Here is an 18640-nt window from a genome sequence, read left to right as displayed (position 1 = left end):
GGGCCCCGGACCAAAACCCCCCATCTACGACCGACCCTAGTACGTGCCCTCAAAAATCATGTATCCCGCCAGAACCCCTCAATACGGACTTACCAGCTCAGACACCTTGACAGAGGGGCAGGACGGGTGCCCGTCGGGGCGAAATGTCCCATTTGCCAAAAAGAGCAAACCTCCTATTACGCTTAGTACGTGACGTACCTCGCGTGCCCCATGTCACCGGCTCCCGCCTCTCAGGAACCTCTGAATGTGACCCGCGCTACGCGAATGCGCACGCCTTTCGGTAACAAATTCGCGCCCGCCTATGTGAGCCACGCCTCTTTGTCGGCTACCGTCCGGTAACCTGCGGGATTCCCGCGGGTCACCACGTTCCACGACCATGCACGCGACCCTTCAGCGCACATGACGTGAGAGGACCCCCCAGATGACGCTTCGCCCCTGGGCGCGCCGTATCGCGGTCGGATCAGCCTCCGCCGCCGCTCTCGTGGCCTTCGCCGTCCCCGCCGAGGCTGCGGGCCCCTCGACGGCCTCCACGTCCGCCACAGCCGCCGTGACGGCCGCCGCGGACGTCGACTACGCGACCTGGCAGCGGGACTGCCAGGCGGTGATGGACCAGGCCCTGCCGTATCTGAAGCAGCGGATCGCCGACGCCCGGCCCGGCGAGCGGCAGGCGATCGTCTTCGACATCGACAACACGACCCTGGAGACGGACTTCGGCTTCAGCTTCCCGCAGCCGGCCAACAGACCCGCCCTGCGGGTCGCCCAGTACGCGCAGGACCACGGGGTCGCGCTGTTCTTCGTGACAGCCCGCCCGGGCATCATCTCCGGGGTCACCGACTTCAACCTCGAGCACGTCGGCTACGACGTCTCCGGGCTGTATGTGCGCGGCTTCCTCGACCTGTTCAAGAACGTCGCCGACTACAAGACGGCCCAGCGCGTCGACATCGAGAAGCGCGGCTACACGATCATCGCGAACATCGGCAACAGCGCCACCGACCTCTCCGGCGGGCACGCCGAGAAGACGTACAAGCTCCCCGACTACGACGGACAGCTGTCCTAGGTCGTGTCCGTAAAGTCGCGTCGTCCGCCCGTAGGGCGGGCCGAGCGGCGTCCGGTGCGTGCTCTGGGGGTACCCCCTGCTCGAAGAGCTGGGGGGAGCGCCGGACGGGCTCCCGCGTACTGGTTGTACGCGGGTGGCCGGCCGGTGCGGCGAGTGGGGGTCCCCCCCTGCTCGAAGAGCTTGGGGGAGTGCCGGACGCCGAACGGCAGGCGGGACTTTGCGGACACGGCCTAGGGGGTGCCAGGCATGCCGAAGGGGCCGGTGCTGGGAAGCACCGGCCCCTTCGGTTGGGTCGTGAGGCTTACGCCTCCTTGCTCAGGTTCGGGCCGGTCCCACCGGCCGCCTGCTCGATCGGCGGGACGTCGGGCAGCGCCGACTTCTCCTCGCCGCGGAAGGTGAAGGTCTTGCTCTCACCCTCGCCCTCGGTGTCCACGACCACGATGTGACCGGGACGCAGCTCGCCGAAGAGGATCTTCTCCGACAGCGAGTCCTCGATCTCGCGCTGGATGGTCCGGCGCAGCGGCCGGGCGCCCAGCACCGGGTCGTAGCCCTTCTTGGACAGCAGCTCCTTGGCGGACTGGGAGAGCTCGATGCCCATGTCCCGGTCCTTCAGGCGCTCGTCCACCTTGCCGATCATCAGGTCGACGATCCGCAGGATGTCCTCCTGCGTGAGCTGCGGGAAGACGACCACGTCGTCGACGCGGTTGAGGAACTCGGGGCGGAAGTGCTGCTTGAGCTCGTCCGACACCTTGTTCTTCATGCGCTCGTAGTTGGTCTTCGTGTCACCCGAGGCGGCGAAGCCCAGGTTGAAGCCCTTGGAGATGTCCCGGGTGCCGAGGTTGGTCGTCATGATGATGACCGTGTTCTTGAAGTCCACGACCCGGCCCTGGGAGTCGGTCAGGCGACCGTCCTCCAGGATCTGCAGCAGCGAGTTGAAGATGTCCGGGTGGGCCTTCTCGACCTCGTCGAACAGGACCACGGAGAACGGCTTGCGGCGGACCTTCTCGGTCAGCTGGCCGCCCTCTTCGTAGCCCACGTAGCCGGGAGGCGAACCGAAGAGCCGCGAGACCGTGTGCTTCTCGCTGAACTCCGACATGTCGAGGGAGATCAGCGCGTCCTCGTCGCCGAAGAGGAACTCGGCGAGCGCCTTGGACAGCTCGGTCTTACCGACACCGGACGGGCCGGCGAAGATGAACGAGCCACCGGGGCGCTTCGGGTCCTTCAGACCGGCACGCGTACGGCGGATCGCCTTCGACAGCGCCTTGACGGCGTCGTTCTGGCCGATGACCCGCTTGTGCAGCTCCTCCTCCATGCGGAGCAGGCGGCTGGACTCCTCCTCGGTCAGCTTGAAGACCGGGATGCCGGTGGCCGTCGCGAGGACCTCGGCGATCAGCTCGCCGTCGACCTCGGCGACGACGTCCATGTCGCCGGCCTTCCACTCCTTCTCGCGCTTGGCCTTGGCGGCCAGGAGCTGCTTCTCCTTGTCGCGCAGGGAGGCGGCCTTCTCGAAGTCCTGCGAGTCGATCGCGGACTCCTTGTCCCGGCGGACACCGGCGATCTTCTCGTCGAACTCGCGCAGGTCCGGCGGCGCGGTCATCCGGCGGATGCGCATCCGGGAACCGGCCTCGTCGATCAGGTCGATCGCCTTGTCCGGCAGGAAGCGGTCCGAGATGTACCGGTCGGCCAGGGTGGCGGCCTGGACCAGCGCCTCGTCGGTGATGGAGACCCGGTGGTGGGCCTCGTACCGGTCACGCAGACCCTTGAGGATCTCGATCGTGTGCGGCAGGGACGGCTCGGCGACCTGGATGGGCTGGAAGCGGCGCTCGAGGGCCGCGTCCTTCTCCAGGTGCTTGCGGTACTCGTCCAGGGTGGTGGCACCGATGGTCTGCAGCTCACCGCGGGCCAGCATCGGCTTCAGGATCGAAGCGGCGTCGATGGCGCCCTCGGCGGCACCCGCACCGACCAGCGTGTGCAGCTCGTCGATGAACAGGATGATGTCGCCGCGGGTGCGGATCTCCTTGAGCACCTTCTTCAGGCGCTCCTCGAAGTCACCGCGGTAGCGGGAGCCGGCGACCAGCGCGCCGAGGTCCAGGGTGTAGAGGTGCTTGTCCTTGAGGGTCTCGGGCACCTCGCCCTTGACGATGGCCTGGGCGAGGCCCTCGACGACGGCGGTCTTGCCGACGCCGGGCTCACCGATCAGGACCGGGTTGTTCTTGGTACGGCGGGACAGCACCTGCATGACCCGCTCGATCTCCTTCTCGCGCCCGATGACCGGGTCGAGCTTGGACTCACGAGCGGCCTGGGTGAGGTTCCGGCCGAACTGGTCGAGGACCAGGGACGTCGAGGGGGTGCCCTCGGCAGGCCCGCCGGCGGTGGCGGTCTCCTTGCCCTGGTAACCGGAGAGCAGCTGGATCACCTGCTGCCGCACACGGTTCAGATCAGCGCCCAGCTTGACCAGGACCTGGGCGGCGACGCCCTCGCCCTCACGGATCAGGCCGAGCAGGATGTGCTCCGTGCCGATGTAGTTGTGGCCCAGCTGAAGAGCCTCGCGGAGCGACAGCTCCAGGACCTTCTTGGCACGGGGGGTGAAGGGGATGTGCCCGGACGGGGCCTGCTGGCCCTGGCCGATGATCTCCTCCACCTGCTGGCGGACCGCCTCGAGCGAAATCCCGAGGCTCTCAAGGGCCTTGGCGGCGACACCCTCACCCTCGTGGATCAGGCCCAGGAGGATGTGCTCGGTGCCGATGTAGTTGTGGTTGAGCATCCGGGCTTCTTCCTGAGCCAGGACGACAACCCGCCGCGCGCGGTCGGTGAACCTCTCGAACATCGTTAATCGCTCCTCAGAGCGGTCAGGCAGTGGGGGGAACTTCCCCTCCCTGTCCTTCCGCAGCTTAGTCCCGCAAGCGGGGACCGCTCATTCCAACTGCCGACACCGTCGATGGCCTCCTGACCCGTGACGCCGACATCTGCTCCAACCCGATGGTGCGAGACGATGTTCCCGCAGGCCAGGTGGTTACCCTCACCATCAGTACGCCGATGGCGAACGTGAGACCCACTGTCCTGCGTGTCGCCCCCTCCCACTAGGGATGTCTTACCCGCTGGGACTGACACTCCATGCCGTAGCCCCCGGTTCCCTCCGCTACGGGCGAACAACCTTGCGCCGCCTCACGCCTCCGGGCGCCCCCGAAGCGCGACGCTCCGCAGTCAAGGCGGCACGTCCCGTAACCGCTCAGGTCCTTCGGCGGTTCACCGGACATGGTCGGCCCCCGTCCCGTGGTCGCCGCGGAGCCCGTCGCGGACCCCGCCGTGATCCCCCCGCCCCGTCGGCCGCCCGATCCGCACGCGCCGGTCCGCCGGTGGTACGGCACGGCCCTCGACTGGGCGGCCCTGCTCACCCCGCCCGGCCCCGCGCCGTGCCTGCGGCTCGGGGTGCGGTTCGACGTGCTGGACGTGCCGGCCGAGGCGGGCCTGGCCGCGCTGCGCCATCTCGCGCCCGGGTCCCCGGTGGCTGCCCGGGACGGCCGGCTGCGGCTGCTGGTGGCGCCGGGGAGCGCGCAGGAAGTGCCGGGGGTGCTGGACTGGCTGGAGTGGGGCACGCTGCCGCTCGATCTGGCGGCGCTGGGCGCGGGCGCCCACATGGAGGCGCCCCTGCCGCCCGGGCAGGGGCTCACCGGGTCCGCGCCGGAGCCGGGCGGGACGCGGCCGCTGCCTCGGGGCCGCTCCGGTGCCGTGCAGGGGGCCGCCGTATGGCTGCGACCCCCCGAGCCTGGGGGCGAGGTCGAGGCCTCGCTGCCGACGCTGTCGGCCCTGGGGGGCGGTGGGGGCGCCCCCGATCTGGTGCGGGTGCTGGGCACGGTGGCGACACACTGCCACCGGCTGCGGTTGCGGCGCGGGTGCGCCCGGCCGGCCGTCGGTCCGTGACTCAGCCGTTGGCCTTCTCGTAGGCCTCGCGGATGCTCGCGGGAACGCGACCGCGGTCGTTGACCTCGTAACCGTTCTCCTTCGCCCACGCACGGATCTGCGCGGTGTCCTGGCTGCCGCTGCCGGAAGCGGCACGCGCCTTTCCACGCCCACCCGAAGCACGGCCTCCGGTACGACGGCCGCCCTTCACGTAAGGCTCGAGAAGACCACGGAGCTTGTCCGCATTGGCAGTCGTGAGATCGATCTCGTACGTCTTGCCGTCCAGCGCGAACGTCACGGTCTCGTCCGCCTCGCCGCCGTCGAGGTCATCGACAAGAAGGACCTGAACCTTCTGTGCCACCGGATTTCCTTTCATCGATAACGTGAGGACCGGGGGTCGCGGCGTCCGCCGTTTCGCCGTCCCCTGTTATATGCAGTACTGCAGTACGTCGGAAAGCAAACCGCTTTTGCCGGAAAAACACAAACCCCCGGGAGAGACCCGGCTCCCGCTCCCGCCGCGGAAACATGCGCGTTTCGGACATAGGGCACCTGGGCATGCCCGGTCGGGTGGAATACGGCTTGTCGAACCGGCGATCACAGATGCAGAAGCATCCGGCTGTTGCCCAAGGTGTTCGGTTTCACTCGTTCGAGACCCAGGAACTCCGCGACGCCTTCGTCATAGGAACGCAGCAGCTCGGCGTAGACATCCGTGTCGACCGGCGTCTCCCCGATCTCGACGAAGCCGTGCTTGCCGAAGAAGTCCACTTCGAAGGTCAGACAGAAAACCCGGCGAACACCCAGCCAGCGCGCGGTGTGCAGCAACTTCTCCAGCAACTGGTGACCGACCCCGGCGCCGCGCAGACCCGGCTTCACGGCCAGGGTGCGGACTTCCGCCAGGTCTTCCCACATCACGTGCAGGGCGCCGCAGCCGACGACCTCGCCGTTGTCGTCCCGTTCCGCGACCCAGAACTCCTGGATGTCCTCGTAAAGCGTGACCGTGGCTTTGTCGAGCAGGATGCGGCGCTGGACGTAGGCGTCAAGGAGACGGCGCACCGCCGGGACATCGCCGGTTCGCGCCCGCCGGACGGTGATGGCTTTTGCGGTGACTTCCGGGCTCCCCGCCGAGGCGCTTCCCCCGGAGTGGCTCTCTGCTGACATGAGCGGACGCTATCGCCCGCCGGACCCCTGCGCCGAGCCGGGGTTCTCCGGGGCGGTATCGCCGGCGGTATCGGAGCCGGTATCGGCACCGGGCGAATGGGCCGCGCCGCTATCGCCGCCGGTAACGTCGCGGGTATCGGGCGCCGGCGCCGGCTCGGCCGTTTCCGGACCCTGGACGATGCGTACGGCGTCCCGCAGGGCGGTGCGCTGTTCGTCGCTCATCATGCCGAAGAACGCGACGAGTGCGGCGGCGGGGTTGTCGCTCTGCGACCAGGCCTCGTTCATCAGGGCTGCGGCGTAGGCGGCGCGTGTGGAGACCGCCTCATATCGATAGGCCCGGCCTTCCGCTTCCCGCCGGACCCAGCCCTTCTGATGGAGATTGTCCATAACGGTCATCACGGTCGTGTACGCGATGGACCGTTCCTTCTGGAGATCTTCCAGGACTTCTCGAACGGTCACCGGGCGGTTCCACTTCCACACCCGCGTCATGACCGCGTCTTCGAGTTCTCCCAAGGGGCGAGGCACAACTCAGAACAATAGTGGGGAAACTGATCGTTGGCGCCCCGACGTGCACCTTCATCGGCAAACAGGAACAAAAAGGGCGTACGCCCCGGAAAGCGCACGGCATGCGTGCGGGGAACCGGAGTCGTACGCCCTGTGAGGCGGGAGAGTCAGGCGTCGGGCTGCGCGGAGGTGCCGCGGGAGCTCTCGGCGCGCGCGAGGGCGGCGTCCACGGCCGCGTCCTCCTTGGTCTTGTTCGCCCCGCCCTGCGTCTTCACGATCACCCGGATCAGTCCGATGAAGAACACGGCCATCACGACCGGCGGGAGCAGTGCGGAGACGTAGTCCATGGGTCCAGGGTAGCCAGGGGGCGGGGCGATCTTCGCACAGGGGCGCTCAGCCGGCGGCCAGCTGCTGGGGCGGGCCGGCGGGCGGCGGGGCCGGCTTGCGGCGGGGGAAGACCTCGCCCGGGGTGGGGATGGGGCGGCCGGGCTTGGGGGCGTCGGGTTCGCGCTCCGGCGACGGGGCGGCCGGCTTCTCGGCGGGCGGCTTGCGGGCCGGTTTCGCGGGCTCGTCACCCGCGGCCTGGGCGGGCAGGGTCACGGGCGCGGCCTGGAGGCCCCCGGGAAGGGCCTGGAGGCGCGTACGGGACGCCGGGACGAACGGCCTGGACTCGGCGGCCCGGGCGGGGGTGGGGCGCCCGTGAGGGGCAACCAGGTCCGTCACCGCCTGGGGGCGGAAGCGGGCCAGCAGGGCGGCCGCGGCCCGGTTGCCCCGCAGCGCCCCGAGGGCGGCGAGGTCGTCGGCGGTCGGCCGGTGCCCGGCGTCCAGGGCCTCCTGGAGGAGGGCGAGGTAGCCCGTCGCACTGCCGGGCAGGGCGGCGCGGTAGCGGGCGAGGTCGGCCACCAGGAAGGCGCGCCGCCGGGCGCCCTCGTGGATCGCCTCGTCGAGCGACTCGGCGAGATGGAGACAGTCCTGGACGTCTTCGGCCGAGGCGGGGCTGGGGTCAAGGGCGAGGGCGAGGGCGCGGCGGAGCACACGCAGCTCCTCCGCGCCGAAGGCCATGCCGCCGAGGGATCCGTAGGGCGTGGGCATGCCGCGACGATACGCGCTAATCGGACAAACCCGGCATAGGGGAATGGGTGTCGCCGGGGAGACACCCGGCTGGAGGTGCGCCGGGACAGCGGGCTCACCAGGGCCGATACGGCGATACCGGCCCTGGTGGCGGGGTCGGGTCAGCTCCGGGCGACGTTGCGTTCGTAGACCAGGCGGAGCCCGATCAGGGTCAGCCACGGCTCGTGCTCGTCGATGACGGTGCTCTCGCCGAGCACCGTCGGCGCCAGGCCGCCCGTGGCGATCACCGTCACGTCCTCCGGGTCGTCCGCGAGCTCGCGAGCCATGCGGGTGACGACCCCGTCGACCTGGCCCGCGAAGCCGTAGACGATGCCCGACTGCATGGCCGCGACGGTGTTCTTGCCGATCACGGTCCGGGGCCGGGCCACCTCGATCTTCCGCAGCTGCGCGGCCTTGACGCCGAGGGCCTCCACGGAGATCTCGATGCCGGGCGCGATCACGCCGCCGACGTACTCCCCGCGCGCGGAGACCGCGTCGAAGGTGGTCGCCGTGCCGAAGTCGACGACGATCGCCGGGCCGCCGTACAGCTCGTTCGCCGCGACCGCGTTGATGATGCGGTCGGCGCCGACCTCCTTGGGGTTGTCGAACTGGATCGGCACGCCCGTCTTCACGCCCGGCTCGACGAGGACGGCGGGGACGTCGCCGTAGTAGCGGCGGGTCACCTCGCGCAGCTCGTGCAGGACCGACGGGACGGTCGCGCAGATGGCGATGCCGTCGATCCCGTCGCCCAGTTCGTCCCCGAGGAGCGGGTGCATGCCCATGAGGCCCTGCAGGAGGACCGCCAGCTCGTCGGCGGTGCGGCGCGCGTCCGTGGAGATGCGCCAGTGCTCGACGATGTCCTCGCCGTCGAACAGGCCGAGGACGGTGTGGGTGTTGCCTACGTCGATCGTGAGCAGCATGCCGGTACCTACTCCGCCGCTCGCAGGTCGAGACCGATGTCCAGGATCGGCGAGGAGTGGGTGAGGGCGCCGACCGCGAGGTAGTCCACGCCGGTGTCCGCGTACGCCTCGGCGTTGTCCAGGGTCAGCCGACCGGACGCCTCCAGGGCGGCGCGGCCGTCGACGATCGCCACGGCCTCCTCGCACTCGCCCGGTGTGAAGTTGTCCAGCAGGATCAGGTCGGCGCCGGCGTCCACGACCTCGCGGAGCTGGTGCAGCGTGTCGACCTCGACCTCGATCGGCACGTCCGGGAAGGTCTCGCGGACCGCCTTGAAGGCCTGCGCCACACCGCCCGCCGCGACGACGTGGTTGTCCTTGACGAGGGCCGCGTCCGACAGGGACATCCGGTGGTTGACGCCGCCGCCGCAGCGCACGGCGTACTTCTCCAGCGCCCGCAGGCCCGGCGTCGTCTTGCGGGTGTCGCGCACCTTCGCGCGGGTGCCGTCCAAGGCGTCCGCCCACGCGCGCGTGGCCGTCGCGATGCCCGACAGACGGCACAGGATGTTCAGCGCGCTGCGCTCGCCGGTGAGCAGGTCGCGGGTGCGGGTGGTCACGGACAGCAGCTTCTGCCCCGCCGTGATCCGGTCGCCGTCCTCGACATGCCGCTCGACCTCGAACTCGTCCTCGCAGACGATCGACAGGACCGCTTCGGCGACCCGGAGACCGGCCACGACGCCGTCCTCGCGCGCGACGAAGTCGGCGGTGGCGACGGCCTCCTCGGGGATGGTCGCGACCGTGGTCACGTCCACGCCGCCGGCGAGGTCCTCCTGGATCGCCACGTTGGCGATGTCCTCCACCTCGACGGGGTCGAGACCCGCGTCGGCGAGGAGCTGGGCGAGCGCGGGGTCGAGCCCGCACTCCAGGTACTCCTCGCCGGCACCGCAGGCACAGTCGTCGCCGCAGCCGCCGTTCGAGGCGAGGGGAAGGTCGGGGGTGGTCACTGCTGTCACTGCTCCTGGGGCCGGGTCGGGGGGAGGTCTGCGGTGTCGGTGGTGTGCACGGCCAGTGTGCGGTCCGGGTTCAGGCGTACGACGATGTGGCGCCGCCAGGCCGTGTCGTCGCGGTCGGGCCGGTCCTCGCGCCAGTGGCAGCCCCGGGTCTCCTCGCGCATCCGGGCGGCGGCCACGAGGGCGCGGGCCACGCACAGGAGGTTCGTGGCCTCCCAGGTGTCGACGCCGGGCTCGGCGGTCTTGCCGTTCTCCAGGAGGGCGTCGCGGGCCTCGGCGTGCAGCCGCTGGATCTGCTCGGCCGCCTCGGTCAGGGAGGCGTCGGAGCGCAGGACGCCGGCGCCCATGGTCATGATCCGCTGGATCGCGAACCGGGCCTCGGGGGCGAGCAGCGGGTGCTCGGGGGTCTCCGGGTACGGCACGGGCTGCGGCACGCGCGCGGTGAGGCCGTCCGCGGCCCGGACCTCGGCGATGTCGGCGGCGATGCGCTCGGCGTAGACGAGCCCTTCGAGGAGCGAGTTCGACGCGAGCCGGTTGGCGCCGTGCACACCGGTGCAGGCCACCTCGCCGCACGCGTACAGGCCGGGGACCGTCGTCCGGCCCCGGGAGTCGGTGCGTACGCCGCCGGAGGCGTAGTGGGCGGCCGGGGCGACCGGGATGGGCGTGGTGACGGGGTCGATGCCGTTCGCGCGGCAGGCGGCCAGGATCGTCGGGAAGCGGTTCTCCCACATCTCGGCGCCGAAGTGCCGGGCGTCGAGGAACATGTGCCCGGCGTCCTGCTCCTGCATCCGCCGGGTGATGCCCTTGGCGACGATGTCCCGGGGCGCGAGCTCGGCCAGCTCGTGCTGTCCGACCATGAACCGCACGCCGTCGGCGTCGACCAGGTGGGCGCCCTCGCCGCGGACCGCCTCGGAGACCAGCGGCTGCTGGCCCTCCGCGTCGGCGCCCAGGAACAGCACGGTCGGGTGGAACTGCACGAACTCCAGGTCGCTGACCTCGGCGCCCGCGCGCAGGGCGAGGGCCACGCCGTCGCCGGTCGACACGGACGGGTTCGTCGTCGCGGAGAAGACCTGGCCCATGCCGCCGGTGGCCAGGACCACGGCGGGCGCGTGCACCGCGCCCACGCCGTCGTGCTGCCCCTCCCCCATGACGTGCAGGGTGACGCCCGCGGTGCGGCCCTCGGCGTCCGTGAGGAGGTCGAGCACCAGCGCGTTCTCCACGGTGCGCAGACCCCGCGCGCGGACCGCCTCGACCAGGGCGCGGGAGATCTCCGCGCCGGTCGCGTCACCGCCCGCGTGGGCGATGCGGCGGCGGTGGTGGCCGCCCTCGCGGGTCAGCTCCAGCCCGCCCTCGGAGGACTCGTCGAAGTGGGCGCCGGTCTCGATCAGCCGGCGTACGGCGTCGGGGCCCTCGGTGACGAGGATCCGTACCGCCTCCTCGTCGCACAGCCCGGCGCCGGCCACCAGGGTGTCGTCCAGATGCTGCTCGGGGGTGTCGCCCTCGCCGAGGGCCGCGGCGACTCCGCCCTGGGCCCAGCGGGTGGAGCCGTCGTCCAGGCGTGCCTTGGTGACGACGACGGTGTCGAGGCCGGCCGCCTCGCAGCGCAGGGCGGCCGTCAGGCCGGCGACGCCGGAGCCGACGACCACGACGTCCGCTGCGATGGACCATCCGGGCGCGGGGGCGTGCAGTCGTATGCCTGTGCTGGTCACGAGGCGGCTCCGAAGGTGAGGGTGATGTTGTCGATCAGCCGGGTCGCGCCGACCCGGGCGGCGACGGCGAGGACGGCCTCGCCGGTGAAGTCGTCCCCGATCTCGGTGAAGTCGTCGGGGTCGACGAGGGCGAGGTAGTCCAGTTCGAGCGGCGGGGTGAGCCGGGCGGCCTCGTCCAGGACCAGGCGGGCGGCGGCGCGGACGGCGGCGGCGGAACCGGGCGCGGCCTTGGCGACGGCGTGCGCGTCGGCCGCGGCGCGGGACTCACCGATGGCGCTGAGCGCCTCGGCACGCGCACGCGTGGCGGGCACCTCGCGGGCCCGCGCGCGCAGCGCCTCCTGGGCCGCGTGCCGGTCGGCGCCGGCGAACAGGGCCTGCGACAGGGCGAGCGCGGTGCGCCGCTCCTTGGGCGAGAGGTAGCGGTTGCGGCTGGACAGCGCGAGGCCGTCCTCCTCGCGCACGGTGGAGACGCCGACGATCTCCGCGTCGAAGTTCAGATCGCGGACCATACGGCGGATCAGCGCCAGCTGCTGGGCGTCCTTCTGGCCGTACAGGGCCACGTCGGGGCGGGTCAGGTGGAGCAGCTTGGCGACGACGGTGAGCATGCCGTCGAAGTGGCCGGGGCGGGAGGCGCCCTCCAGCCGCTCGCCCATGGGGCCCGCGGTGATCCGGACCTGGGGCTCGCCGCCCGGGTAGACCTCGTCGACGGCCGGGGCGAACACGACGTCCGCGCCCGCCCGTCCGGCGACCTCGAGGTCGGCGTCCAGGGTGCGCGGGTAGCGGTCGAGGTCCTCGCCCGCGCCGAACTGCAGGGGGTTCACGAAGACGGTGACGACGACCTCGCCGTCCGGTCCGGCGATCCGGCGGGCGGTGCGGATCAGGGTGGCGTGGCCCTCGTGCAGGGCGCCCATCGTCATCACGACGGCACGGCGGCCCGTGCGCACGCGCGCGTGCAGCTCGGCGGCGGTGCGCAGCAGGGTGGTGGTCATCGGGCCTCTCCCTCGGCGCCGTCGGGACCGGTCGCGAGCACGTCGAGGAGGTCCTCGGCGAGCTCCGGCTTCAGCAGCCCGTGGGCCAGCGCGCGGTCGGCGGTGGCGCGGGCCATCGCCAGATAGCCGGCGACGGTCTGCGGGGCGTGCCGGCGCAGCTCGGTGACGTGCGCGGCGACGGTGCCCGCGTCCCCGCGCGCGACGGGGCCGGTCAGGGCGGCGTCGCCGGAGCGCAGCGCGTTGTCCAGGGCGGCGCCGAGCAGCGGGCCCAGCATCCGGTCGGGGGCGGCCACGCCCGCCTCGCGCAGCAGCTCCATGGACTGGGCGACCAGGGTGACCAGGTGGTTCGCGCCGAGCGCGAGGGCCGCGTGGTAGAGCGGGCGGCGCTCCTCAGCGATCCACTCGGGCTCGCCGCCCATCTCGATGACCAGGGCCTCGGCGGCCAGCCGCAGCTCGTCCGGGGCGGTGACGCCGAAGGAGCAGCCGGCCAGGCGCTGGACGTCGACGGGGGTGCCGGTGAAGGTCATCGCCGGGTGCAGGGCCAGCGGCAGCGCGCCCGCGCGCAGGGCGGGGTCCAGGACCCGGGCGCCGTACCGCCCGGAGGTGTGCACCAGCAGCTGTCCCGGGCGGACCGCGCCGGTCTCTGCGAGCCCCTCGACCAGGCCGGGGAGCGCGTCGTCGGGGACCGTCAGCAGCACCAGCTCGGCGTGGGCCAGGACCTCGGCGGGCGGCATGAGCGGCACCCCGGGCAGCAGGTGCTCGGCGCGGCGCCGGGAGGCGTCGGAGACGCCCGAGACGGCGACCGGGCGGTGTCCGGCCAGTTGGAGGGACGCGGCGAGCGCGGGGCCCACCCGGCCGGCGCCCACGACACCGACGGTGAGCCGCGCGGGGCGGTCCCTGGGATCCGGCTGTTGGCTTGTACTCACTCGACGGTGGCCTTCCCGTTCCAGTCCGCTCGGGGTACCGGACGATTTCTCGTCATGTTAACGCGATTGGTTCGGCAGGGATCCGGTCGTCCACAGGCTGTGGGCCATCGCACGGCCCGGCCGCCCCGGCCGCCGGGCGCCGGGGCGGCCGGTGCCGCGTAAACCGGATGCCCGCGCGCACCGCCGTACGGGATCATCCCCGGATGAGCGACACGGCGCCGCACAGCGGGCAGCAGCAGGGCGGCACGTCGGACGAGGAGCGGCGGGGGCCGCTGCGCGAGCGGCGGATCACCGCCCAGCGCACCGCGAAGCGCGTGCTCGCGCGCCAGGGCTTCCAGAAGACCCTCCGCGAACGCCTGGCCCTGCTGGACGAGGCGCAGGACGTCTACGACCTGGACGAGCCGTCGGACGTCTACGGCAACCGCGTCGTCGAGGCCCTGGAGGAGAAGGTCGCCGGGCTGCTCGGCATGGAGGCCGCCGCGTTCTTCCCGACCGGCACGATGGCCCAGCAGATCGCCCTGCGCTGCTGGGCGGGCCGCACCGGGAACCCGGCGGTCGCCCTGCACGCGCTGAGCCACCCCGAGGTGCACGAACGCCATGCCCTCGGCCAGGTCAGCGGGCTCCGCCCGGTGCGGGTGACGTCCGAGCCCCGGATGCCGACGGCCGCCGAGGTGCGCGACCTCGCGGAGCCCTTCGGGACGCTCATGCTCGAACTGCCCCTGCGGGAGCCCGGATTCGTGCTGCCCACCTGGGAGGAGCTGACCGAGGTCGTGGAGGCGGCACGCGAGCGGGACGCCGTGGTGCACTTCGACGGGGCCCGGCTTTGGGAGTCCACGGTCGCGCTCGGCCGCCCGCTGCCCGAGATCGCGGGCCTGGCGGACAGCGTCTACGTGTCGTTCTACAAGTCGCTCGACGCCTTCGGAGGCGCGGCCCTGGCCGGCCCGAGGACCCTGGTCGAGGAGGCGAAGGTCTGGCGGCACCGCTACGGCGGCCAGGTCTTCCAGCAGTTCCCCACCGTGCTGTCGGCGCTGGTGGGCCTGGAGACCCGGCTGCCCCGGCTGCCCGAGTACGTCGCCCACGCGCGCGTGGTGGCCGCCGCGCTGCGCGAGGGGCTGGCCGCGGCCGGCCTGCCGTGGACGCGGGTCCACCCCGAGCCGCCGCACACCCACCAGTTCCAGGTGTGGCTGCCGTATGACGCCGAGGTGCTCGGGGAGGCGGCGGTCCGGCAGGCCGAGGAGACCGGGACGCTCCTGTTCACCCACTCCTGGCAGACCGCGGGCCCCGGCCTGTCCTTCACCGAGGTCTGCGTCGAGGCCGCGGGCCTCGACTGGTCCGCCGCCGACGTACGGGAGGCCGTCGCGGGCTTCGTGACCCGGCTGCGGGAGGAGACGGGCCGGTGATGCGGCAGCCGGATCTCGGGTGCGTCGATTGACGGCCGGCGTCAATCGGCGGTCGCGTTGTCGGTGGTGGGGTGCACCATGTGGGCATGAGCGTGAGCATCGACATCGCGGGGCTGCGGCCGGAGAGGGTCGCCGTCGTGCCCTCCCCCCTCGCCGAGCTCGGCATGGCGCTGCACGCGCTGTCGGAGCCGGGGCACCACCCGGGCCTCCAGGGCTGGGTGACCGGTGTGACGGCCCGGCTGGACCCGCACCTGGCCGACCGCATGAGCGAGGCCGACTTCCTGTGGCGGACGACGTTCTCGGACCTGTTCCTGCCCTACGCGGGCGTCCCCGGCGGAGCCCTGCCCGGCGAGACGCTCGCCGAGGAGCTGGATCTGCTGGACAAGCTGTCCGACGAGCAGTTCGTGGACGCCGCCCTGGAGTTCACCTGCGCCCTGCCGTACGGCACGCCGAGCCGGAGCGTGCTCGCCGACCCCGAGCTGCGCCGCCGCTCCCTGGAGCTGGCCGCCGCGCGCGGGCCGCAGCAGTTGCGGTTCACCGGACGGCTGCTCGACGATCCGGCGCTGATCCGGGCCTGGCTGCGGCAGTTCCTGGAGGACTGCGACGAGGCGTTCTTCGCCGACATCTGGGCCCGGCTGCGCCACCAGCTGACCGCGGACGCCCGCCACCGGACCGACCTCCTGCGGCACAAGGGGCTCGCCGAGGCGCTGACCTCGATCTCCGCGGCGGTGACGCTCGACGAGGCCGCCGGACGCATCACCATCGACAAGCTCCGCCAGGGCCACAGCCTGATCCGGGACGGCAGTCTGCTGCTGGTGCCGACGAGCCTGGGCTGGCCGCATCTGACGGTGCTGCACCGCTACGGCTGGCAGCCGGTCCTGCACTACACGGTCGGCTCCCCGGAGATCGCGTCCCCGCCGTCGGTCGGGCAGCTGACCCTGCGCATGACCGCCCTGTCCCACCCGGTGCGCATGCAGCTGTGCCGCAACCTCGCCCGCAGCACGTACACCACGAGCGAGCTGGTGCAGATCCACGGCATGTCGGCCCCGGAGATATCCCGGCACCTGAGCGTCCTCAAGAAGGCGGGCCTGATCACCACCCGCCGCCGGGGCCGGTACGTCCTCTACCAGCTGGACGTGACCTCGGTGGCCCGGCTCGGCAGCGACTTCCTCGAAGCGCTGCTGCGATGAGGGCGGCGTAGGGCGTCGAACGACCGTCAGTCGAGGCGGATGTGCCGGATCCCGACCGCCGCCTGCCGCAGCCGCGTCCGCACCGCGCCCTCGGCGTTGGGCCGCAGCGTCAGCCCGGCCAGGACGGCGATCCGGTCCGCCGTCCTCGGCACGCTCGTGCGGTCGGTCCACAGATGCTCGGCGAACTCCGGTTCGCGCAGCCGCTCCAGGCAGTGGTCGAGCCGGGACACCGCCCAGCTCTCCCGGCGCGGCCCGCCGCCCTTCCCCGCGGCGATCTGCGCCAGCCGCCCGAGGCCGCGCTCGCGCAGCCGCCGCAGGACGGTCTCGCGCTCCGCGAGGAGCGTGAAGTGCCGGACGTCGTGCCCGAGTTCGCGCAGCCGGCCCACCGTCTCGGCGAAGTAGTCCGGGTGCGTGACGGTCATCGGCGCGATGACGACGCCGTCGTGCCGGGTGAGCGCCAGGTCGAGGACCTCGACGACGCCCTGCCGCCAGGAGGCCAGATCCTGGAAGTCCCCGCGCAGCTCCGGCGGGAGCATGCGCCGCAGACCGAACCCGGGGTGCTCGGGGTCGCAGACGACGCTGCCGGGCAGCCGGCGCCGGATCTCGTGTGCGGTCTGTGTCTTGCCGCCCCCGAAAGGGCCGTTGATCCACAGGAGCATGCGCAGACCCTAGTGGGCGCTCGGCTCAGCCGTGGCCGCCCGCTCGGACCAACCCCGTCTCGTAGGCCAGGACGACCACCTGGACGCGGTCGCGCAGGCCGAGCTTGGTCAGGATGCGGCCCACGTGCGTCTTCACGGTGGCCTCGGACAGGACCAGCCGGGCCGCGATCTCGCCGTTGGACAGGCCCTGCGCGACCAGCACCATGACCTCGCGCTCCCGGTCGGTGAGCCGCTCCAGCTCCTTGTGCCGGGGCTCCCCTCCGGTGGAGGGCAGCATGGGCGCGAACCGGTCCAGCAGCCGCCGGGTCGTCGACGGGGCCACCACGGCGTCCCCGCTGTGCACCGAGCGGATCGCGGCGAGGAGTTCCCCGGGCGGCACGTCCTTGAGCATGAACCCGGAGGCGCCGGCCTTCAGCCCGGAGAACGCGTACTCGTCGAGGTCGAAGGTGGTCAGGATGAGCACCTTGGGCGGCTCGGGCTCCGAGCAGATGCGGCGGGTGGTCTCCACGCCGTCCAGCTTCGGCATACGGACGTCCATGAGCACGACGTCGACGGAGGTCGAGCGGAGCACCTGGAGGGCCTCGACGCCGTCCCCCGCCTCCGCGACGACCTCCATGTCCGGCTGGGCGGCGAGCACCATCCGGAACCCGGTGCGCAGCAGCACCTGGTCGTCGACGAGCATCACGCGGATCGCCATCGGGTCCTCTTCCGTCTCTTTCGGGGCTTGCGGTTCGCCGGGGGCTTGCGGAGGCGTACCGGGGCTTGCGGGCTTCGGGTGTGCGCGGGGCCGGGTCAGTGGGCCGGTTTCAGCGGAAGCAGGGCGCTGATGCGGAATCCTCCGCCCGGCCGCGGCCCGGCGTCCAGGGTGCCGCCGACCATGCCGACCCGCTCGCGCATGCCGATCAGGCCGTGGCCCTGTCCGTCGGCGCCGCCGTCCTCGTACAGCTCGTGCGGGGCGCCCTTGCCGTCGTCCTCGACGAGCAGGCCGAGCCCGTCGTCGAAGTAGACCAGGCGCACGCTGGCCCCGGCGTTCGGGCCGCCGTGCTTGCGGGTGTTGGTCAGCGCCTCCTGCACGATGCGGTACGCCGTGAGCTCGACGCCGCTGGGCAGCGGGCGCGGGGTGCCCTCGACCTTGAAGTCGACGGGCAGACCGGAGCTGCGGCACTGCTCGACGAGGTCGTCGATCTGCTCGACGTCGGGCTGAGGGACGTACTCGCCGGTCTCCTGGTGCTCGCCGGTGCGGAGCACTCCGAGAAGGCGGCGCATCTCGGCCAGGGCCTGGCGGCCGGTGGAGGAGATCGTCTCCAGGGCCTTCTTGGCCTGGTCGGGGGCGGTGTCGAGGACATAGGCGGCGCCGTCGGCCTGCACCACCATGACCGAGACGTTGTGCGCGACGACGTCGTGCAGCTCACGCGCGATACGGGCGCGTTCGGCGGCGACGGCGACCTTGGCCTGGGCCTCGCGCTCCTTCTCCAGCCGGGTCGCGCGCTCCTCCAGCTGCTCGTAGTAGGCGCGGCGGGTGCGGACGGAGTCGCCGAGCACCCAGGCGAGCGCGAAGGGCACGCTGAGGAAGATGATCAGCGCTATGTTGCTGAGGACGGTGGCCTCCTGCTCCGGCCACCGCAGCTGGGACAGCGGCGCCGCGCACAGGCCCGCGCCGAGCGCGAGCCGGGACGCCCAGCGGGCGCCGGTCGCGGCGACGGTGTAGACGATCACCAGGAACGCGAAATCGGCGGGCGTGGTCGCCACGTTCAGCACCAACTGCGCCAGACCGATCCCGATGGCCAGCAGCAGCATCTTCTCCGGCATCCGCCGGCGCAACGCGATGACCAGGCACAACAGCACCAGGATGGGGACGATGACGGCCTCGGACCCGGTGCCCTGGCCGTCGGCCCGCCCACCCTCCGGCTGGATGGCCACGCTCGCCACAGAGATCCCGAACAGGAGGACGGCCCAGAAGGTGTCGACCCCGGTCGGGTGCCTGCGGAGGAAGTCATAGAGGCGCTGCACGTAACCCAGCGTAGGGACACCAGATGTGTGCAGGGGTCAACCGGAGGGCCGATCCGCACCCCGCGCGCGTACTCCGCAAGGTGGAGGGACCGCATTCCTGTGCGCAGGAGAACGCCCTAGCC

18 protein-coding genes are annotated in these 18640 nt (G+C 72.0%); 4 read left to right on the top strand and 14 right to left on the bottom strand.

Annotation, left to right across the window (positions count from 1 at the left end):
• The first annotated feature begins 421 nt into the window (after positions 1–421).
• Positions 422–1057: an HAD family acid phosphatase gene (locus tag DC008_RS19540; protein ID WP_108708081.1), complete on the top strand. Its 636-nt coding sequence runs from the start codon at positions 422–424 to the stop codon at positions 1055–1057.
• Between the two features lie 301 nt (positions 1058–1358).
• Here the strand turns inward: DC008_RS19540 and DC008_RS19535 are convergent, their stop codons facing one another.
• Positions 1359–3884 carry an ATP-dependent Clp protease ATP-binding subunit gene (locus DC008_RS19535; RefSeq protein ID WP_108708080.1) on the bottom strand — a complete coding sequence of 842 codons (2526 nt, stop codon included), beginning with the start codon at positions 3882–3884 and terminating at the stop codon, positions 1359–1361.
• Positions 3885–4312: 428 nt separating this feature from the next.
• Here DC008_RS19535 and DC008_RS19525 point away from each other — a divergent pair, with 428 nt between their 5' ends.
• On the top strand, positions 4313–4978 hold the full coding sequence (locus DC008_RS19525) for an SCO3374 family protein (RefSeq protein ID WP_108708079.1): 666 nt from the start codon (positions 4313–4315) through the stop codon (positions 4976–4978).
• Between the two features lies 1 nt (position 4979).
• Here DC008_RS19525 and DC008_RS19520 read toward each other — a convergent pair whose 3' ends face one another.
• The 10 genes from DC008_RS19520 to DC008_RS19475 form a co-directional block, all read right to left on the bottom strand.
• On the bottom strand, positions 4980–5318 hold the full coding sequence (locus DC008_RS19520; RefSeq protein ID WP_086872689.1) for a histone-like nucleoid-structuring protein Lsr2: 339 nt from the start codon (positions 5316–5318) through the stop codon (positions 4980–4982).
• Between the two features lie 233 nt (positions 5319–5551).
• Positions 5552–6115, bottom strand: coding sequence for an amino-acid N-acetyltransferase (locus DC008_RS19515; RefSeq protein WP_055624685.1), 564 nt, complete (start codon positions 6113–6115; stop codon positions 5552–5554).
• 9 nt (positions 6116–6124) lie between these two features.
• Positions 6125–6604 carry a BlaI/MecI/CopY family transcriptional regulator gene (locus DC008_RS19510; protein ID WP_244221499.1) on the bottom strand — a complete coding sequence of 160 codons (480 nt, stop codon included), beginning with the start codon at positions 6602–6604 and terminating at the stop codon, positions 6125–6127.
• A 182-nt stretch (positions 6605–6786) separates the two neighbouring features.
• Positions 6787–6966 (bottom strand): hypothetical protein, encoded by a 180-nt coding sequence (locus DC008_RS19505; protein WP_108708077.1) that lies wholly within the window; start codon positions 6964–6966, stop codon positions 6787–6789.
• A 46-nt stretch (positions 6967–7012) separates the two neighbouring features.
• Positions 7013–7681, bottom strand: a complete 669-nt coding sequence (locus DC008_RS19500) for a hypothetical protein (protein WP_108708076.1) — start codon at positions 7679–7681, stop codon at positions 7013–7015.
• 170 nt (positions 7682–7851) lie between these two features.
• Positions 7852–8649 (bottom strand): type III pantothenate kinase, encoded by a 798-nt coding sequence (locus DC008_RS19495; RefSeq protein ID WP_108708075.1) that lies wholly within the window; start codon positions 8647–8649, stop codon positions 7852–7854.
• An 8-nt stretch (positions 8650–8657) separates the two neighbouring features.
• Positions 8658–9629: a carboxylating nicotinate-nucleotide diphosphorylase gene (nadC, locus tag DC008_RS19490; RefSeq protein WP_108708074.1), complete on the bottom strand. Its 972-nt coding sequence runs from the start codon at positions 9627–9629 to the stop codon at positions 8658–8660.
• Between the two features lie 5 nt (positions 9630–9634).
• Positions 9635–11344: an L-aspartate oxidase gene (locus DC008_RS19485; RefSeq protein WP_108708073.1), complete on the bottom strand. Its 1710-nt coding sequence runs from the start codon at positions 11342–11344 to the stop codon at positions 9635–9637.
• On the bottom strand, positions 11341–12333 hold the full coding sequence (gene panC / locus DC008_RS19480) for a pantoate--beta-alanine ligase (protein ID WP_108708072.1): 993 nt from the start codon (positions 12331–12333) through the stop codon (positions 11341–11343). The genes DC008_RS19485 and panC overlap by 4 nt, the downstream gene beginning before the upstream one ends.
• Positions 12330–13259, bottom strand: coding sequence for a Rossmann-like and DUF2520 domain-containing protein (locus tag DC008_RS19475; RefSeq protein ID WP_108708071.1), 930 nt, complete (start codon positions 13257–13259; stop codon positions 12330–12332). Before DC008_RS19475 ends, panC begins: the two co-directional genes overlap by 4 nt.
• A 203-nt stretch (positions 13260–13462) precedes the next feature.
• On the opposite strand from DC008_RS19475, the gene DC008_RS19470 reads away from it, so the two are divergent.
• Both DC008_RS19470 and DC008_RS19465 read left to right on the top strand, forming a co-directional pair.
• A complete protein-coding gene (locus tag DC008_RS19470) occupies positions 13463–14659 on the top strand; it encodes a threonine aldolase family protein (RefSeq protein ID WP_108708070.1) in 1197 nt (398 codons plus the stop codon).
• Between the two features lie 86 nt (positions 14660–14745).
• Positions 14746–15849, top strand: a complete 1104-nt coding sequence (locus DC008_RS19465) for a DUF5937 family protein (protein WP_108708069.1) — start codon at positions 14746–14748, stop codon at positions 15847–15849.
• A 26-nt stretch (positions 15850–15875) separates the two neighbouring features.
• Here the strand turns inward: DC008_RS19465 and DC008_RS19460 are convergent, their stop codons facing one another.
• From DC008_RS19460 to DC008_RS19450, 3 genes are all read right to left on the bottom strand, one after another.
• Positions 15876–16508 (bottom strand): AAA family ATPase, encoded by a 633-nt coding sequence (locus tag DC008_RS19460; RefSeq protein WP_108708068.1) that lies wholly within the window; start codon positions 16506–16508, stop codon positions 15876–15878.
• Between the two features lie 25 nt (positions 16509–16533).
• On the bottom strand, positions 16534–17205 hold the full coding sequence (locus tag DC008_RS19455; protein ID WP_055624697.1) for a response regulator transcription factor: 672 nt from the start codon (positions 17203–17205) through the stop codon (positions 16534–16536).
• A 95-nt stretch (positions 17206–17300) separates the two neighbouring features.
• Positions 17301–18518: a sensor histidine kinase gene (locus DC008_RS19450; protein WP_108708067.1), complete on the bottom strand. Its 1218-nt coding sequence runs from the start codon at positions 18516–18518 to the stop codon at positions 17301–17303.
• Positions 18519–18640: the final 122 nt, after the last annotated feature.

Origin of the sequence: Streptomyces nigra (assembly GCF_003074055.1) — a bacterium.
GTDB classification, from domain to species: Bacteria; Actinomycetota; Actinomycetes; order Streptomycetales; family Streptomycetaceae; genus Streptomyces; species Streptomyces nigra.
The sequence above is the reverse complement of the archived record's forward strand: the minus strand, read 5'-3'. Positions and strand labels throughout refer to the sequence as shown.

Coding starts and splice junctions, on each gene's coding strand:
- DC008_RS19455 (WP_055624697.1), bottom strand. CDS start 17,205: ATGGCGATCCGCGTGATGCTCGTCGACGACCAGGTGCTGCTGCGCACC.
- DC008_RS19510 (WP_244221499.1), bottom strand. CDS start 6,604: ATGACGCGGGTGTGGAAGTGGAACCGCCCGGTGACCGTTCGAGAAGTC.
- DC008_RS19465 (WP_108708069.1), top strand. CDS start 14,746: ATGAGCGTGAGCATCGACATCGCGGGGCTGCGGCCGGAGAGGGTCGCC.
- DC008_RS19460 (WP_108708068.1), bottom strand. CDS start 16,508: ATGCTCCTGTGGATCAACGGCCCTTTCGGGGGCGGCAAGACACAGACC.
- panC (WP_108708072.1), bottom strand. CDS start 12,333: ATGACCACCACCCTGCTGCGCACCGCCGCCGAGCTGCACGCGCGCGTG.
- DC008_RS19495 (WP_108708075.1), bottom strand. CDS start 8,649: ATGCTGCTCACGATCGACGTAGGCAACACCCACACCGTCCTCGGCCTG.
- DC008_RS19525 (WP_108708079.1), top strand. CDS start 4,313: ATGGTCGGCCCCCGTCCCGTGGTCGCCGCGGAGCCCGTCGCGGACCCC.
- DC008_RS19505 (WP_108708077.1), bottom strand. CDS start 6,966: ATGGACTACGTCTCCGCACTGCTCCCGCCGGTCGTGATGGCCGTGTTC.
- DC008_RS19535 (WP_108708080.1), bottom strand. CDS start 3,884: ATGTTCGAGAGGTTCACCGACCGCGCGCGGCGGGTTGTCGTCCTGGCT.
- DC008_RS19540 (WP_108708081.1), top strand. CDS start 422: ATGACGCTTCGCCCCTGGGCGCGCCGTATCGCGGTCGGATCAGCCTCC.
- DC008_RS19470 (WP_108708070.1), top strand. CDS start 13,463: ATGAGCGACACGGCGCCGCACAGCGGGCAGCAGCAGGGCGGCACGTCG.
- DC008_RS19515 (WP_055624685.1), bottom strand. CDS start 6,115: ATGTCAGCAGAGAGCCACTCCGGGGGAAGCGCCTCGGCGGGGAGCCCG.
- DC008_RS19500 (WP_108708076.1), bottom strand. CDS start 7,681: ATGGCCTTCGGCGCGGAGGAGCTGCGTGTGCTCCGCCGCGCCCTCGCC.